This window comes from Clostridia bacterium (assembly GCA_017620395.1).
Lineage (GTDB): Bacteria > Bacillota > Clostridia > Oscillospirales > RGIG8002 > RGIG8002.
The window spans coordinates 44,839-61,383 of record JAFZQJ010000032.1 but is presented as its reverse complement, the minus strand read 5'-3'; the positions used below and the strand labels follow the sequence as shown (position 1 = coordinate 61,383).

16 protein-coding genes are annotated in these 16,545 nt (G+C 60.0%); 8 read left to right on the top strand and 8 right to left on the bottom strand.

The annotated features are described in order from the left end of the window. Positions 1 to 18 precede the first annotated feature (18 nt). From nusA to J5441_07310, 7 genes are all read right to left on the bottom strand, one after another. A complete protein-coding gene (gene nusA, locus J5441_07340; GenBank protein ID MBO4934959.1) occupies positions 19 to 1,053 on the bottom strand; it encodes a transcription termination/antitermination protein NusA in 1,035 nt (344 codons plus the stop codon). Positions 1,054 to 1,120: 67 nt separating this feature from the next. Further along, positions 1,121 to 1,570, bottom strand: a complete 450-nt coding sequence (locus J5441_07335) for a ribosome maturation factor RimP (protein ID MBO4934958.1) — start codon at positions 1,568 to 1,570, stop codon at positions 1,121 to 1,123. 135 nt (positions 1,571 to 1,705) lie between these two features. Then, entirely contained in the window at positions 1,706 to 2,158 is a 453-nt protein-coding gene (locus J5441_07330) for a hypothetical protein (protein ID MBO4934957.1), read from the bottom strand. Continuing rightward, the gene (locus J5441_07325) at positions 2,155 to 3,015 is read right to left on the bottom strand and encodes a ParB/RepB/Spo0J family partition protein (GenBank protein MBO4934956.1); all 861 of its coding nucleotides are present in this window, start codon (positions 3,013 to 3,015) and stop codon (positions 2,155 to 2,157) included. Before J5441_07325 ends, J5441_07330 begins: the two co-directional genes overlap by 4 nt. A 148-nt stretch (positions 3,016 to 3,163) precedes the next feature. After that, positions 3,164 to 3,508 (bottom strand): four helix bundle protein, encoded by a 345-nt coding sequence (locus tag J5441_07320; protein MBO4934955.1) that lies wholly within the window; start codon positions 3,506 to 3,508, stop codon positions 3,164 to 3,166. Between the two features lie 192 nt (positions 3,509 to 3,700). Beyond that, complete coding sequence (locus J5441_07315) at positions 3,701 to 4,465, bottom strand: ParA family protein (protein ID MBO4934954.1); 765 nt, start codon at positions 4,463 to 4,465, stop codon at positions 3,701 to 3,703. Between the two features lie 118 nt (positions 4,466 to 4,583). After that, on the bottom strand, positions 4,584 to 5,069 hold the full coding sequence (locus J5441_07310; GenBank protein ID MBO4934953.1) for a tRNA (cytidine(34)-2'-O)-methyltransferase: 486 nt from the start codon (positions 5,067 to 5,069) through the stop codon (positions 4,584 to 4,586). 232 nt (positions 5,070 to 5,301) lie between these two features. On the opposite strand from J5441_07310, the gene rlmB reads away from it, so the two are divergent. From rlmB to serS, 8 genes are all read left to right on the top strand, one after another. Beyond that, on the top strand, positions 5,302 to 6,039 hold the full coding sequence (gene rlmB / locus J5441_07305; GenBank protein ID MBO4934952.1) for a 23S rRNA (guanosine(2251)-2'-O)-methyltransferase RlmB: 738 nt from the start codon (positions 5,302 to 5,304) through the stop codon (positions 6,037 to 6,039). Beyond that, positions 6,036 to 8,786, top strand: a complete 2,751-nt coding sequence (locus J5441_07300) for a hypothetical protein (protein MBO4934951.1) — start codon at positions 6,036 to 6,038, stop codon at positions 8,784 to 8,786. The genes rlmB and J5441_07300 overlap by 4 nt, the downstream gene beginning before the upstream one ends. A 15-nt stretch (positions 8,787 to 8,801) precedes the next feature. Then, entirely contained in the window at positions 8,802 to 9,956 is a 1,155-nt protein-coding gene (locus J5441_07295) for an isocitrate/isopropylmalate dehydrogenase family protein (GenBank protein ID MBO4934950.1), read from the top strand. 260 nt (positions 9,957 to 10,216) lie between these two features. After that, complete coding sequence (locus tag J5441_07290) at positions 10,217 to 10,960, top strand: sugar phosphate isomerase/epimerase (GenBank protein MBO4934949.1); 744 nt, start codon at positions 10,217 to 10,219, stop codon at positions 10,958 to 10,960. Positions 10,961 to 11,008: 48 nt separating this feature from the next. Then, entirely contained in the window at positions 11,009 to 11,965 is a 957-nt protein-coding gene (locus J5441_07285; GenBank protein ID MBO4934948.1) for a glycoside hydrolase family 130 protein, read from the top strand. A gap of 110 nt (positions 11,966 to 12,075) precedes the next feature. After that, a complete protein-coding gene (locus J5441_07280; protein ID MBO4934947.1) occupies positions 12,076 to 12,996 on the top strand; it encodes a diacylglycerol kinase family lipid kinase in 921 nt (306 codons plus the stop codon). Positions 12,997 to 13,177: 181 nt separating this feature from the next. Continuing rightward, the gene (locus J5441_07275) at positions 13,178 to 14,134 is read left to right on the top strand and encodes an AEC family transporter (GenBank protein MBO4934946.1); all 957 of its coding nucleotides are present in this window, start codon (positions 13,178 to 13,180) and stop codon (positions 14,132 to 14,134) included. Positions 14,135 to 14,179: 45 nt separating this feature from the next. Further along, positions 14,180 to 15,445: a serine--tRNA ligase gene (gene serS, locus J5441_07270; protein ID MBO4934945.1), complete on the top strand. Its 1,266-nt coding sequence runs from the start codon at positions 14,180 to 14,182 to the stop codon at positions 15,443 to 15,445. A gap of 201 nt (positions 15,446 to 15,646) precedes the next feature. Here the strand turns inward: serS and J5441_07265 are convergent, their stop codons facing one another. Continuing rightward, a complete protein-coding gene (locus J5441_07265; protein ID MBO4934944.1) occupies positions 15,647 to 16,513 on the bottom strand; it encodes a GPR endopeptidase in 867 nt (288 codons plus the stop codon). Positions 16,514 to 16,545 lie beyond the last annotated feature (32 nt).

The window sequence follows — 16,545 nt, the reverse complement described above, 5'->3', positions numbered from 1 at the left end:
CTTATGCTTGGCCGGCGGTCACATTGCCGGTTTTATATCTATTTTCCAGCCGGTAAGCTTGGCGGCGAGGCGGGCGTTCTGGCCCTCCTTGCCGATAGCGAGCGAAAGCTGATCCGCCGGCACGGTAACGTGGCAGGTGTGCTCCTCTTCGTTGACGTCGACTGCGATGACTTCGGAAGGGGAAAGGGCTGCCGTTACGAACTCGGCGATATCGTCGCTGTAGCGGACGATGTCGATCTTCTCGCCGCGCAGCTCCGTCTTGATGTTGTCGACGCGGGTGCCCTTCTGACCGATGCAGGCGCCGACGGGATCGACGGAGGGGTCGTTGGAGGCGACGGCGACCTTGGAGCGGCTGCCGGCTTCGCGGGAGATGGCGCGGATATCGACTATACCCTCGTTGATCTCAGGCACCTCGAGCTCGAAGAGACGGCGCACGAGACCGGGATGGGTGCGGGAGATGACGATGCGCGGTCCGCGCTCGGTCTCCTTGACCTCCACGACGTAGATGCGCACGCGGCTGCCTTCGGTGAGGTATTCGCCCTTGACCTGCTCGGAGGCGGGCAGCACGATGCTGTTTCTGCCGACCTCGAGGGTGGCGTTTCTGCTGACGCGGTCGACGCTGGTGACGAGCGCGGTGATTATCTCGTGCTCCTTGCCGCGGAAGTCGGCGAGCAGCTTGAGTTTCTCGGCCTCGCGGATCGCCTGGATTATGACCTGCTTTGCGGACTGCGCTGCGATGCGGCCGAATTCCTTGGTCTGTATCTCCTGGACGACTTCGCCGCCGAGCTTCGCCTTTTTGTTTATCTTCTTCGCTTCCTCGAGGGTAAGCTGGCAGTTCTCGTCGGTTATATCGTCGACGACGGTCCAGCGGCGGATGAGGCTGATGGAGGAGGTCTCCTCGTCTACGAGCACTTCGATATTATCGATGTTGCCGTCGTCGCGCTTTACCGCCGTTTCCAGCGCCGCGCGGACGCGGTCCAGCATATATTCCTTGGAAATGCCGTTCTCTTTTTCGAGCATATCCAGCGCTTCAAAAAATTCCTTGTTGACCATTGTTTTGCTCCTTTTCGATTTTCTCCTTTATATGTGATGTCGACCGGCGTAAGGCCGTTATTAAAAGCTAAAACTCAAGTTCTTCGTGCCAACGCAGGGAGGCGACGGCGCTTTTCGGCAGCGCGGTACCGCCGATGACGAAGCCGTCGGCGTCGAAGGAATCGAGCGTGCCGATCAGCTCCTTGCTGCCGTTAACGGCGGTGTAAAGCTTGGCGCGTACGTTCATTCCGACGGAAGCTGCGTAATGCTCCGGCGTTTTCAGCTCGCGGAAGATGCCGGGCGACGAAACCTCGAGGTTGTAGGACTGCTCGATGGGGTCGGCCTCGTCGAGCATCGGGTCGATTGCGCGGCTGACGGCTTCGCAGTCGTCGATGCCGACGCCGTCCGGACTGTCGATATAGAGCCGCAGGTAGTATTCGCCGCCCTCGCGGACGAACTCGAGATCCCACAGCTCGACTCCGCAGTCGGCGGCCGCCTTCCGCGCCAGCGGGAGCACCTTCTCCTTGATATTCGCCATCTCTTCGCGCCTCCGGAAAATAACTCTTAATAAACGCTTGAGAGCGGGCGCAAACCCACTCTCAATCAAAAACCTTCATTAACGGTGTTATTGTAACACGCGTTTGAGAAAAAATCAAGTCTTTTTTGCAAAAAATCAGTGCACGCGAGAATACATCCGCTCGTAGGCGGCGAGTTCATCCTCCGTCAACAGCTCGACGTTCACGAGATCAAGCTGCTCGCGGGCGAGTGAAAACTTGCCGTTGATAATGTGCATCCCGGCCGCTGCAAGAGCGTCGAGGGACGCTATGTGCGCGGCGTCGGCCTCCGCCGGCGAGGAAAGCTCCTCGTTCTGCGCCTTTATCTCGTCGACGCGTGCGTTGGCTTCGTTGATAAGCTTGCGGAGAGCCTCGTTCTCCTCCTGGATGTTGACAAGCGTGGTTTGCGCGCGTTCCGCGCCCTGCTGGGTGACGTCGACTTGGTTTTCGAGCCGCTCGGTATTGCGGACGTTGATGATTATCGACATCGTTATCAGCAGCGCCGCGACGACGAAAAGTACCGCGCCGTAGATGACTACAGCCATAACGGACTTCTTTTTTTCTTCGGTCATCTGCGATCATCTCCGTTCCCGGAAAGGCGGTTGACGAGGTCGATCAGATCGCCCTCGCCGCAGTAGTCGACGGTGAGCTTGCCTTTTTTATCGCTGCCGCTTATGGTTACCCTGCGGCCGAGCTTTTCCTTCAGTACTTTTTCGGATTCTACTATAAGCGCGGTGCGCGAAACGGGCTTGGGAGCAGACTTTTTCGCGGGCTTGCCGGCGGCCTTCGCCAGCTCTTCGCAGGCGCGGACGGAAAGTCCCTCCGCTGCGCAGCGCGAAGCGAGCGCCGAAGCGGCTTCCGCGGGCAGCGCGGCGAGCGCCTTCGCGTGACCGAGCGAAAGCTTGTCCGTGCGGACGAGCTCGATCACGTCCGCGGGCAGCGCGAGTATGCGAAGCAGGTTCGCGATCGCGCTTCTGGGTTTGCCGAGCTCGGCGGCGAGCGCCTCCTGAGTCAGTCCGTGGTCGTCCATCAGCCTGCGGCAGCCCTCGGCGGTCTCGACCGGATTGAGGTCTTCGCGCTGGAGGTTTTCGATGAGAGCGATGACGGCGGCCTCGTGCGCGTCGGGGCGGCGGATTATCGCCGGCACCTTCGCGAGCCCCGCCATACGAGCGGCACGCCAGCGGCGTTCGCCCGCGATTATGACGTAGCCGTCGAGCGCGGTCGGCTGAATGATGAGCGGCTGGAGTATCCCGCGCTGTTTTATCGAATCAGCGAGCTCCGCGAGGGATTCCTCGTCAAAGGCGCGGCGGGGCTGTTCGCGGTTGGGGGATATGTCGTCAATATTCACCAGCTCATAGCCGTTTTCGTCAACTGTGTTTTCGGCGAAGAGGGCGTCGAGCCCTTTGCCGAGTCCGGTAAGTTTAGCCATACGTTTTTCCTTTCTGCGTTCGGCGAAGCCGAACTCTCGTCCCGAAGGGACACATCGTGCGCATAATGCGCATATCGCGTTTGCGAAGCAAACATATCGTAGATTCCGAAGGAATCTATATCGCTAATCCCATAGGGATTTATATCGCTTATGCGTTTTTCTTTGCCGTTGTGATGGATGCTATAAGTTTGCGGCGTATTAAGCCGCATTTTTCAGATGTTTTCTTATACTGCTCATCAGAAAACGAATGAGTATTATGCAGTATTTCAATCCAGTACTCAGTTTCGTGGCATTCTTTCAGGGCGATTTCAAGTTTGTTGATGAAGTCGGCGCGGCTATGAGCGTATTTCGCTTCGTGCACGTTAGCGCCGATTGAAGAACAGGAACGCAACAGCTGATTTGCATATACGGCTTTAGCTTTTACCGTTTCGCAAAGTTCGGTTATTTCAACCGTTAGTTCGACGGAGAGATCTTTAATTGTTTTTGCGCTCATTCAATTATCCTTTCCGGGATATATCGCCTTCGGCGATGCGATATGTTTGCGTCGCAAACGCGATATATCGCCTTCGCGATGCGATATATTTGCTTTGCAAATACGATATACGCTCGCTGACGCTCGCGTGAGAGTTCGGCTAGCCGAACTCTCGTCCCGAAGGGACACATCGTGCGCATAACGCGCATATCGCTACCTGTCGTTCGCGATTATCTCTTTCGCAAGCTCCATATAGGCGAGCGCGCCCTTGGAGTTGCGGTCGTACTCAAATATGTTCTTGCCGAAGCCCGGTGCTTCGCTGAGCCGCACGGTGCGCGGAATGACGGTTTTGAACACCTTGCGCGGGAAGAACTTTTTGACCTCCGCGGCGACCTGGTTGGTGAGGTTGAGCTGGCTGTTGTACATCGTCAGCAGCACGCCCTCGAGGTCGAGCGAAGGGTTGAGCCCGCGCCGCACGAGGCGTATCGTCGCCATGAGTTGAGAAAGTCCGTCCAGCGCGAAGAACTCCGTCTGCAGCGGCACGAGAACGGCGTCCGCCGCAACGAGCCCGTTGAGGTTCAGCAGCCCGAGCGCCGGGGGAGAATCGATGATAATATAGTCGTAATCGCCGCGGATGAGATTGAGCGCGTCGCGCAGGCGCGATTCGCGTTTTTCAAGAGCTGCCAGCTCGAGCTCCGCACCGGCAAGGTCGACGGTGGCGGGCAGCAGGTCCGGACGGCCCTCTTCCGTACAGATTATGGCGTCGGCGGCTTTCGCTCCGCCTATCAGCACGTCGTAAACGGTTGCTGCGAGTTCCTTTTTGCCGATGCCGCAGCTGACCGTGGCGTGCCCCTGCGGGTCGATGTCCGCAAGCAGAGTCTTTTTCCCGCAAAGCGCAAGCGCGGCGGCAAGATTGACGGCGGTGGTCGTCTTGCCGACGCCGCCCTTCTGGTTTGCGACCGCTATTATTCTGCCCAAAGCGCACACTTCCCTTCGTTTGCGTGATTATGCATCTTCCACTTCTTACATTATAGCACAAGAGAAAAGAAAAATAAAGCATTATTTTCCGCGCCGCGAAAGCGCAGAGAAAAGGGCGTCACTCCGCCATTTTACCGAAGTTTTTCAGCTTCGGGAAACCCCACTGCCGCAGCGCCTCGAATACGCCGACGGCGACGGAGTTGGAGAGGTTGAGCGAACGCGCCTCGCTTATCATCGGGATACGGACGCAGCGGTCGCGTTCGCGCTCGAGCAGCTCCTCGGTCAGGCCCTTCGTCTCGCGGCCGAAGATCAGCCACGCGCCGTCGGGATACTCGACCTCGGTATAGGCGCGGGGCGCCTTCGTGGAGAACAGGAAACGTTCGCCGCCGCACTCGGCGAGGAATTCGCCGAGCGAGCCGTAATACGTGACGTCGAGCAGCGGCCAGTAGTCGAGTCCGGCGCGCTTCAGCTTCGCGTCGTCGATTTTGAAGCCCATCGGGCCGACGAGGTGCAGGCGGCAGCCTGTCGCGGCGCAGGTGCGTGCGACGTTGCCGGTGTTCTGCGGGATCTCCGGCTCGACCAGAACGATATTCAGCGTGGGCATAAGCATACCTCCGTAAAGCGTTTTACGCCCTTTCGGGAGAGGCGTTTTTCAACCGTTACCGATAAGTATAACCCCCGCCGGCCGATACCGCAATATCATTTGTAATTTTTTTCAAAAAGTTGATAAAAAACGCTTTATCTTTGACGATATATATGGTACAATTAAAATCGATGATATATAATCCCACAATATGTAGTGTTTTGACCGTCGCCGGTCATGCAGAGGTGAGATAATGGCGGATTTTGAACAGCGCGTCGCCCTCGGCAGAAACGCGGTCGCGGAAGCGATGAAAGCGGGCGAGAGCGTACAGTGCGTATACGTTGCCAACGGCGTTTCGGAATCGGAGGTTTCGCTGCTCCGGCGGCTCTGCCGCGAAGCGGGCGTGCCGCTGAAAAACGTCGACCGCCGCAAGCTTGAAAAATACGGCAGCAAAAACCAGGGCGTCGTCGCGCTTCTCGCGGACGCCGAGTATTCCACCCTCGAGGACGTCTTCAAACGCGCCGAGGAGAAGGGCGAGCCGCCCTTCATAATCGTCTGCGACGGCATCGAGGACCCGCACAACCTCGGCAGCATCATCCGCAGTGCCAACCTTTTCGGAGCGCACGGAGTCATAGTGCCGAAGCGGGGCGCGGCGGGGCTTACAGCCGTGGTTTCAAAAGCGTCGGCGGGCGCTGTCTGGCATACGCCGGTCGTCCGCGTGACTAATATAACCGAAACGCTGAAGGAACTTAAAAAACGCGGGCTCTGGGTTTACGGAGCCGATGCGGAGGGCGTTTCGGTCGACGGCGACGTCGATCTTTCGGGCGCGGCCGCGCTCGTCATCGGCGCGGAGGGGGACGGCATCTCCCGCCTCGTGCGCGAAAACTGCGACGTTATGCTTTCGATCCCGATGCGCGGCGATATAGAGTCGCTCAACGCTTCGGTCGCCGCCGGAATTCTGATGTATCTTTTCATGGAGGGACGCAAATGAGCAAGGAAAGAGAAAGGGAATATCTTGAAAAGTTAGGCGTGCCCTCGAAGGACTATTCGGGAGTGCCTGTCGACCGCACCTTCTCGCTGGACGATATCCTGCGCGAGGTGGAGGGCGATAAGGCCGTGCCGTTCGCGAAGCCCGAACCCAAGCCTGAGCCCAAACCCGAGCTGAAACCCGAACCCAAGCCTGAGCCCGAACCCGCTAAGGCGCCTGTCATCCTGAACGAAGTGAAGGATCCCACGCCTTCCGCAGAATCTCTGCAAAAGGATGGGGATTCCTCGTCGGAGGCTTCGCATCCTTCTCGGAATGACAGCGCGAGACTCGCGCATGCGCCGGAACCGGAGCTTTCGTTCGCGCCGGTCATCCCTGCCGAAGCGAAGCCCGCCCCCGAGCCCGTGAAAGCGCCCGCGGAAACGCCTGTCATCCTGAGCGAAGCGAAGGATCCCGCACCTCAAGCGGAGCGTCTGCAAGCGGAAGGGGATTCCCCGTCGCCGGCGGCTCCTCGGAATGACAGTCCCGCGCCCGCGGCGGAGGCGAAAGCCGCGCCCGCGGCGGAAGAAAAGCCCGCGTCCGCGCCGATTCCGGAGCCGGAAACCGCCGCGACCGTCCGCGTGCCGTCTGTGAAGAAAAAGCGCCCGTCGCTCGAGGATACGCGCAGTCTGAAGCTTTTCAGCACCATAGAGATCGAGGCGCAGCCCGAGGAATACGCAGTCGCCGTCGAGGAAGGCGGTGAGCCGAAGGTCGAGGGCGGCACCGTGATATTCGCGCCGCCGGTCAAGGAGGAGACGCCGAAGAAACGCGCTCCCCGCAGGCCGCGCAACAGCGAGGCCGAGCCGGATCAGCTCTTCTTCGAAGGCGCCGGGCCGGTGAACGTGATGACAAACGCCAAGGAGCCACCGGCGGAGAAGGCCGACGCCGACGCCGTCGCCGCGGGCTTCAAGGAGAGCGTTGAGAACAATATCAGAGAAAACGTCCGCAAGACTTACAACATGCCCGAGCCGGAGGAGACCGCGCCGGACGAGGAGGCCGAATACCACGGCGAGCCGGACGACTACTACCTTGTCGAGGAGGAGCTCCGCGCCCGCCGCAGCGACGGCGTGCTGAAATCCGTTTTCCTCGGAGCGTGCGCACTGCTGCTGCTTATCATCGACGTCTTCGCGCTGAAATCCGAATCCGCGGCGACCGAGCGCGACATCGCCGTCGTCTATCTCTTCATCAGCGCCGCGGTCAGTATGCTTACGCTTGCGTTCAGCATTCCGTTCGTAAAGCGTGCGTTCGAGCAAATCAGGACGCTGAAATTCCGTGCGGAATCCGCGGCGGTGATATGCACCGCCGTCGCGGTGATACAGAATATCGCCCTTATGATAAATCCTTCTTATATATCCGAGGGAACGGTCGGAGTATATAACTTCCTGCCCGCCGTGATGCTGCTGTTCATACGGCTCGGCGACCTTCAGATGGTGCGCCACATACGCGGCAATATGAAATTCGTCAGCGAGCGAAAGCAGCTTGCCGCCGCCGTAATGGTGGACGACGAGGAGCTCGCGGAGGACGTTTCCGGAGGACAGATCTCCGGCGAAGCCCGCCTCTGCGCGCCGCACCGCACCGACGCAGTAGTCGGCGTGGTCGAAGCCTCCTCAAAGGAGAGCGACGCCGATAATTCCGTCGGAAAACTCTTCATCGGAGCGGCCGCCGCCGCGTTGCTGATAGCTCTCGTTTCCGCTGTGTGGAGGGGAGCGTCCGTTGGCGTCGCGCTCTCGGTGTTCACCGCCGCGCTTTGTGCGGGAACGCCTCTTATGAGCATTTTCGTCACCGTTCTGCCGCTGACGCGCATAAACCGCCGCCTCAATCGCAAGGGAGGCGCGATACTCAACTTCGACGCCGCGGTTACCATCGCGGAGGCGAACGGCATCGTTGTTTCAGACACCGACGTTTTCCCGGATAAATCGATAATCCTGCACGGCATGAGCCTTTTCAACAACGCGCCGATGGACGGCGTCATCGCCGACACCGTCAGCGTGCTGAACGCCGCCGGCGGAGCGCTCGGCAAGGTCTTCGAAGGAAGCGTCGCGGATAAGTCCATCCTGCGCGAGATAGACAGCATCGAATACGTCGACGAAATGGGCGTCGTCTGCCGCAGTCAGGGCAGGGAGCTTCTGCTCGGCAGCCGCGACTTTATGAAGGCGTACCAGATCCCCGTGCCGTCCTCCGCCTACGAATCGAAGGTTTCCGGAGGCGACCGCCACGTCTTCTACCTCGCTGCCGATATGCAGCTGTGCGCGATGTACGTCGTGACCTACGGCATCGCGGACGTTGCCAAGCGCCGCCTGCGCCGCGCCGAGGACTCCGGTCTGACGCTGCTCATCGCGACGAAGGACACCAACGTTACCAAAGAAATACTTTCCAACCGCATGAAGCTCAGCAACGCGACCGTGAAGGTCATCAGCGCCCGCGCGCTCGACCGTCTCGAGCGCAGGTATAAGAAGGCGCGGAGCCTTCCCGCCGGCGTCGTCGTCGGCGACGACTGCTGCGCCCTGCCCGAAGCGGCGGTCTGCGCCTCCAAGCTGAAGGGCAGCGTTGCGTTCAACATAGCGGCGCTGATCGCCTCGGCGGTGATAGGCCTGATCTTCGTCGCGGTCTTCTCGTTCGCGTCGACGCCGTCGGCGATAGAAGCGTGGAAAATACTCATCTACGCGCTCTTCTGGACGCTGCCCGTGCTGGTGCTGTCGTCCTCGCATAAGTAAAAAAGGAGTACCCAAATGACAGAAAAAGCAGTAGAACATTTCAGACAGCTCATCGAAGAACAGCTCGCGCGCGTCGAGCGCATGAAGGCGGACGCCGGATTCGTCGACTACGCGGCGCTGGATAAGCTCATCATCGGCGTTTGCGGCGGCGACGGCATCGGACCCGTCATCTCCCGCGAGGCCGCCCGCGTGCTCGAATACCTGCTCGCCGGCGAAGTCGCCGCGGGCAAGGTCGAGTTCCGCTATATCGACGGACTGACGATAGAGAACCGCGTCGCCTGCGGCAAGGCGATACCGGACGACGTCATGGAGCAGCTGAAGGAATGCCACGTTATCCTGAAAGGCCCGACCACGACTCCCCAGGCGGGCGGCGATATGCCGAACATAGAGAGCGCGAATGTCGCTATGCGCAAGGCGCTCGATCTCTTCGCGAACGTCCGTCCGGTCAAGATCCCCGAGCAGGGCATAGACTGGACCTTCTTCCGCGAGAACACCGAGGGCTCCTACGTCCTCGGCTCAAAGGGAGTGAACGTCACCGACGACCTCGCCTTCGACTTCACCGTCACTACGAAGCAGGGCAGCACCCGCATCGCGCGCCTCGCCTACGAGTTCGCGCGCGCCAACGGCAAGCCCCGCGTTTCGCTCATCCAGAAGGCGAACGTCATCAAGACGACGGACGGAAACTTCCTGCGCGACTGCCACGCCGTCGCGGCGGAGTACCCCGAGATAATCACGGACGAGTGGTATATCGACATCACCACCGCGAAGCTGCTTGACGAGAAGCGCCGCCGCGACTTCTCCGTCTTCGTGCTGCCGAACCTCTACGGCGACATCGTCACCGACGAAGCCGCGGAGCTTCAGGGCGGCGTCGGCACCGCCGGCTCCGCGAATATCGGCACGCGCTACGCGATGTTCGAGGCGATCCACGGCTCCGCGCCGCGCATGGTCGCCGAGGGGCGCGATATCTACGCCGACCCCTGCTCGATGCTCCGCGCCGCCGTCATGCTGCTCAACCACGTCGGCAGGAACGGCAAAGCCGCGCTGCTCGAGCGCGCTCTCGATATATGTATGCTTGAAGAAAAACGCCTTACCATAACCGGCCGCAGCGACGGCGCGACCTGCTCCGCCTTCGGCGACTACGTTATGGAAACGGTTGAAAAACTGAAATAACGCGCCTCGGCTCCCTCTGAGGAGGGAGCTGTCGAGAAGGGCGGAGCCCTTCGAGACTGAGGGAGAGATAACGCCGAACAGTGTTTTGCAGGAACTTTGTTCCGCAGACGCAGGGCTATCTTTCCATCGTCTTCGGCACGGCGCGTCAGCATAAGGAGAGGTGTCGTTATCTCTCCCTCCGTCATCCTCGGCTTTGCCTCGGATGCCACCTCCCTCCTCAGAGGGAGGCAAGAATAACCGCCACTTAAGGAGGAACACAAATGTCAATGTACGAAAACGTCGCCCTGCAGCTCTGGAGCTGCCACGAAGACGCCGAAAACGACCTTGAAGGCACCCTGCGCCGCCTCGCCGAGACGGGCATAAACGGCTTCGAGCATTTCAAGGTGACCGATATGAGCCGCGATGACTACGCCGCGCTTATCAAGCGTTACGGAATGAGCGTTCCGTCCATCCATCTCGGCTACGAGCTGCTGCTCGAGCACTGGCAGGAATACTGTGACTACCTGCTCCCGCTGGGGCTGAAGCGCTTCGTCATGCCCGGCTGGCATCCGCAGAACGACGACGAGTACTACCGCTTCGTCGAGGGCTTCGACGAGCTGGGCAGAAAGATCCGCTCCGCCGGCGCGGACCTGCTATATCACAATCACATCGTCGAGTTCACCGAGTGCAAAAAGGACGGCAAGGCGTACTGGTTCCGTATGGCGGAGGACTGCCCGGAGATCGCCTTCCAGCTCGACTGCTACTGGGCGAAGCTCGGCGGCTGCGACATCATGGAAATGCTGGATAAATACCCCGACCGCATCCGCAGCCTGCATATCAAAAACGGCAAGGGCGAACACCCCTCCTGCGATATCGACAAGGGCATAATCGACTTCGAGCCGGTCCTCGCCCGCGCCGAACAGCTCGGTATGGACTGGACGGTGCTGGAGTTCGAGGCGGAGCCGAAGGATACCTACGTCTTCTGCGAAAACGCCGTCAGATACATCAAGGGGCTTAAAAAATAATATACTCTCTGTATAATTATTCAAAATAATTCTACCTGGAGGAAAACTATGGGAAAAGTAATGCTTAAAAAGTACGAAGGCAACCCGATAATCACGCCGAAGGATATGCCATTCAGGTGCGAAACGGTCTACAACGCCGGCGCCGCGAAGCTGGGGGACGAGTACATACTCCTGCTCCGCTGCGGCAGAACGGACGGCCGCTCGGTCTTCGGCCTCGCGCGGTCGAAGGACGGCTACAACTTCGAGATACATCCCGAGCCGGTCTTTCAGAAGGCGGAGAGCGGGATATTCAAGAACCCCGAGAACAAGGGGGTCGAGGATCCGCGCGTAACGCAGATAGGGGATACCTACTACATCTTCTATTCCTGCTTCGCGACCTACGGCTTCCAGATAGGCATCGCGAAGACGAAGGATTTCCTGCACATCGAGCGCATGGGACTTACCACCGCGATCGACTACCGCAACTGTGTGCTTTTCCCCGAGAAGATAAACGGCGAATACGTCCGCTTCGAGCGCCCGAACTTCGCGAACGCGGGCAACAGCGGCATCTTCATCAGCTATTCGCCCGACCTGATCCACTGGGGCAATCAGCAGTTCATCATGACGACCGACCCCTACGATATATGGCAGGATAACAAGATCGGCCCCGGCGCGCCCCCGATAAAGACGCCGCGCGGCTGGCTGAATATCTATCACGCGACCACGAACACGATGGCGGGGCAGATCTATCGCCTCGGCTGCGCGGTGCACGACCTGAACGATCCGCGCAAGGTCATCGGCAGGATGCACGACTTCATCCTCGCGCCGGAAGCGCCCTACGAGCGCAGCGGCTACGTCGCGAACGTCGTCTTCACCTGCGGCGCCGTCGCGGACGACGACGGCACGCTGAAGGTCTACTACGGCGGCGCGGATACCGTCATGTGCGTCGCGGAGGGCAATATCGAGGAGCTGGTGGACGCCGCCCTCGCCGACGGCCCCGACACCACAGTAAAGGTCGAATTCTGACCTCGGCAAAGACCGGAACAGACCCCTGTCAATCCGGGCGTAAGCGGGGAATCTCCCAAAATAAGCAGGGATTGTAAAGATAGAATAACGCAAAGGGTAGAAGGAAACGTATGAAGCACGTATTCATCATCAACCCGAACACGGTTAAAAAACTGCGCGAAAAACTCATTTCCGACATAAAAGCCGCCTGCGAAGCCGAGGGCGTCGAGTGGGAGATATACTACACCGACGCGCCCCGCGACGCGGAAAAGCACACCCGCGAGCTCGCGGAAACGGGCGTGGCGTACCGCGTTTACGCCTGCGGCGGAGACGGCACTCTGGGCGAAGTCGCCAACGGCGCGTTCGGCTTCCCGAACGTCGAGATCGCGGCGATCCCGGGCGGCACCGGCAACGATTTCGTCCGTAACTTCGCGCCCGCCGAGGCGTTCGCGGATATACGCCGCCAGATCCGCGGCATGGCGTGCGAGTTCGACCTTATCAAGTATAACGGCCGCTTCGCCGTCAACACCATAAACATCGGCTTCGACTGCGCGGTCGTCGACTACGTCGAGCGCCACCGCGGCAGGCCGCTGATGAAGGGCTCGAATTCCTACACCGTCGCGGCGTTCATCGAGATGTTCCCGATGCCGAAATGCTCGCTGAAGCTGACCTATGACGGCAGGACGGAGGAGCAGAGGCTTACGCTCTGTTCCATCGCGAACGGGCGCTACTGCGGCGGCGGCTTCAAATCAAACCCGCTCGCGCTGCTCGACGACGGGAAGTTCGACGTCTTCCGCGCCGACGAAAAGGTCGGGCGCCTCGGCTTTTTGAAGCTCGTCGGCAAATACCGCGAGGGCACCCACCTCGAATGCGAAAAGATGAAAGACCGGCTTTCCTATTTCCGCACCGACGGGATGACCGTCTCGTCGGATAAGCCGTTCAAATTCTGCGTCGACGGCGAAGTCGAGGAAGCGGACGAGCTGAAGCTCTCGGTCGTTCCAGCAGCGATGCGTTTCGTCATCCCGGAGGGCGCCGCGCTGACGAGCGTGTGACGCTTGTCATCCCGTGCGAAGCGAAGGATCTCACACCGTCGTCTGTCATCCTGAGGGCGAAGCCCGAAGGATCCCCCGCCTTTTGCAGCATAAAAAGGAATAGTGATCCCCCATCGGCGCTGCCTCCGCGGGATTACGGCATCCGTACATCCACACTCCATAACGAAAGGTCGGTCAAAGCATGCTTGAAACCATACGCATTTCCGCCGAGCAGGTCGCGATGCTCTTCGTGCTCATCGCGGTAGGCGTCATCCTGCGCCGCGTGCATATATTCGAGGGCAAAGGCATCACCTGCGTGACCGATATCCTCTTTTACATCATCAGTCCGGCGATAATCATCGAGCGCCTCGTGCTGACCGCCAAGGAGAACGGCGAAAACGCCTTCGCGATACTCGGCTGGTCCGCGCTGGCCTCGGCGGTCGGCTTCGGAGTGCTCTTCGCCGCGGTGACGCTGATATTCATCGGCAGGAAATCCCGCGACGTGAACGCCGTGAAGTATTCCGCGATCTTCGCGAACATGGGCTTCATGGGCATCCCGCTGGTCGAAGGCATACTCGGCAAGGAAGCGACCGCCTACGTCGGCGTTTCCGTCGCCGTCTTCACGATGCTGAACTTCATCGTCGGCATCTCGCTCTTCACCGAGAACCGCAAGAAGCTGCTTTCGGTCATCCTCAATCCCGGCACTATCGCGATAATCGCGGCGCTCGGGATAATCCTGCTTCCCGACGCGGTTACAGACAGCGAGCCGATGAGAATAATTATGAACCCGGTCTCCTGGCTCGCCTCGGCGCAGACGCCGATGTCGATGATGCTCTGCGGAGCGATCCTCGGCGGCGTTACGCTGAAGGGATGGTATAAGGATAAGTATATGTGGATCGGAGTCGCGCTGCGTCTGCTGCTGCTTCCGGCGCTGACGACGGCGGCGCTGCTCGCGCTTCCGCTGATACTGCCGATCCCGCGCGAAATAGTCGTGGCGCTCGCCATCGCGTTCGCGTGTCCGTCGGCGGTCGCGGGCGCGATGTTCGCCGAGAAGTTCGGCGGCAACACCGACCTGCTGACCAAGACCGTCGCGATCACCACTCTGCTTTCCATAATCACGATACCCGCCGTGTGCGCCGTCTGTCAGGCGGTCGCGTAGGGCTTGAATAAGTTTATATATCATTTATAAAGGAGTCTTGTAAAAATGCTTGACATCAGAAGGATCAGAGCCGACCTCGAGGGCTGCAAAAAGCGCCTCGCCGGCAGAAACGGAAACTACGACCTCGACGCGCTGCTCGCCGCCGACGACGAACGCCGCGCGCTCATCGCGGAAGCGGACGCCAAAAAGCAGCAGCTGAACGCCGTCTCCAAGGACATCGGCATCAGAAAGAGCCGCGGCGAAGACGCCTCCGAGGATATGGCGCAGATGAAGGCGCTTTCCGACAGCATAAAGGAATACGACGTCAAGCTCCGCGAAGCGGAGGAGAAGGTCAGAAATATGCTGCTTTCGATCCCGAACATCCCGAACGATTCCGTTCCCGTCGGCCCGGACGACACCTATAATCAGGAGATCCGCAGGGTAGGCGAGGTGCGCGACTTCGGCTTCGAGCCGAAGCCCCACTGGGAGCTCGGCGAAAAGCTCGGCATCCTCGATCCCGACCGCGCCGCGAAGGTAACGGGCGCGCGCTTCCACTTCTACAAAGGGCTCGGCGCGCGGCTCGAACGCGCCGTAATGTGCTTCTTCCTCGATACCCACACCGCCCACGGCTACACCGAGATATTCCCGCCGTTCATGGCCAATCGCGCCTCGATGACCGGCACCGGCCAGCTCCCGAAGTTCGAGGAGGACGCCTACAAGGTGACCGGCACAGACTGCTTCCTGATCCCGACCGCCGAAGTGCCGGTGACCAACTACTACCGCGACGAAATACTCGACGGCAGCGAGCTGCCGATAAAGTTCTGCGCCTACTCCGCCTGCTTCCGTTCCGAGGCGGGCAGCGCCGGCAGGGACACCCGCGGCCTTATACGTCAGCACCAGTTCAACAAGGTCGAGCTTGTCAAGTTCACCACCCCGGAGAGCAGTTACGAAGAGCTCGAAGAGCTGACTCACGAGGCGGAGCTGACGCTTCAGCTGCTCGGTCTGCCTTACCGCGTCGTATGCCTCTCCAGCGGCGACATGGGCTTCTCCTCGGCGAAGACCTACGATATCGAGGTCTATATGCCGTCCTACGGCAGATACGTCGAGATTTCCAGCTGCTCGAACTTCGAGGATTATCAGGCGCGCCGCATGAGCATCCGCTTCAAGCGCGATATAAAGGGCAAGGCGGAGCTCGTCCACACCCTCAACGGCAGCGGCCTCGCCGTCGGCAGGACCACCGCCGCGATACTCGAGAACTTCCAGCAGGAAGACGGCAGCGTGGTCGTGCCGGAAGTCTTGCGTAAGTACATGGGCTGCGACGTAATAAAGTGACAAAAGCGGGTCTTTTCGGCCCTTTGCGCTTTGCCAACCTCATTCCTTCCGCGCCGCAAATCATCCGAAAATCCCTCGCTTTTACCGGCGTATATTACGGACTTGCAATTAAAAATTCAAATCGCGTCCGACGGGCGCGATTTGCTCCTTAATTATTCATTATTCACTTTTAAGTCTTCAGTATTCATTACATGCGCGAGCTCAGGCGAGCGCGTGCATGATGTCCTCGATCGGCAGCTGCGGATTGAGCGCCTCGTTTATCCCGCGCGAAACGATCCGCGCCGCCGTGTCGACGAGCGCGTCCACCTCGCGCGGCGTGACGAAAAACCCGTGCTTCTGAAAGTACCCGCCGGAGTAGTCCTCCGCCACCGTCGCGGCGTCGACCACCGTCGGCACGCCGACGGCGATCACGGGCACGCCGAGCGTCTTTTCCGAAAGCTCCGCCCGCCTGTTTCCTACGCCCGAACCGGGGGAGATGCCCGCGTCGCATATCTGCACAGTCGTGCCGAGCCGCTCGGTCGATAGCGAGGCGAGCGCGTCCACGGCGATGACGAGAGAGGGCTTGACCTCGCCGACCGCGCCGCGCAGCAGCTCCAGCGTTTCCACTCCGGTGCGCCCGAGCACGTCGGTCGCGATAACGCTGACCGGACGGGTGTTTTCGATGCCGGCGAACTCCTTGAGCGCCGCGGCGATATGCCGCGTCGCGAGAACGCCGTCCGCGGCGCGCGGGCCGAGCGCGTCGGGAGTCACGCGGCGGTTGCCGAGTCCGGCGACGAGCGCGCCGCCCTCGCGGAGCATCGGCTTCAGCTCCTCGGCGATGAGCCGCCCCGCGTCCTCCTCGTCGATATCTCCGGTTTTCAGACCGGAGAGCTCTATGGTAACGTATCTGCCCGGCGATTTGCCGAGCTTTTCGCCCGCCTCGGCGGTTGAAATGACCGTCTCCGTCACGGTAACGTCCTCCGCCGTGCGCGTTCTGACCTCGACTCCGTCGAGTTCTCCGTGTTCCGTCCGCGCCTCCGCGGCAAGGTCGGTGCGGTGCGCCATACTATCGCCCCTTTCTGCATTCATTCTGCCCCGCGAAAGACGAAATAAAACAACGG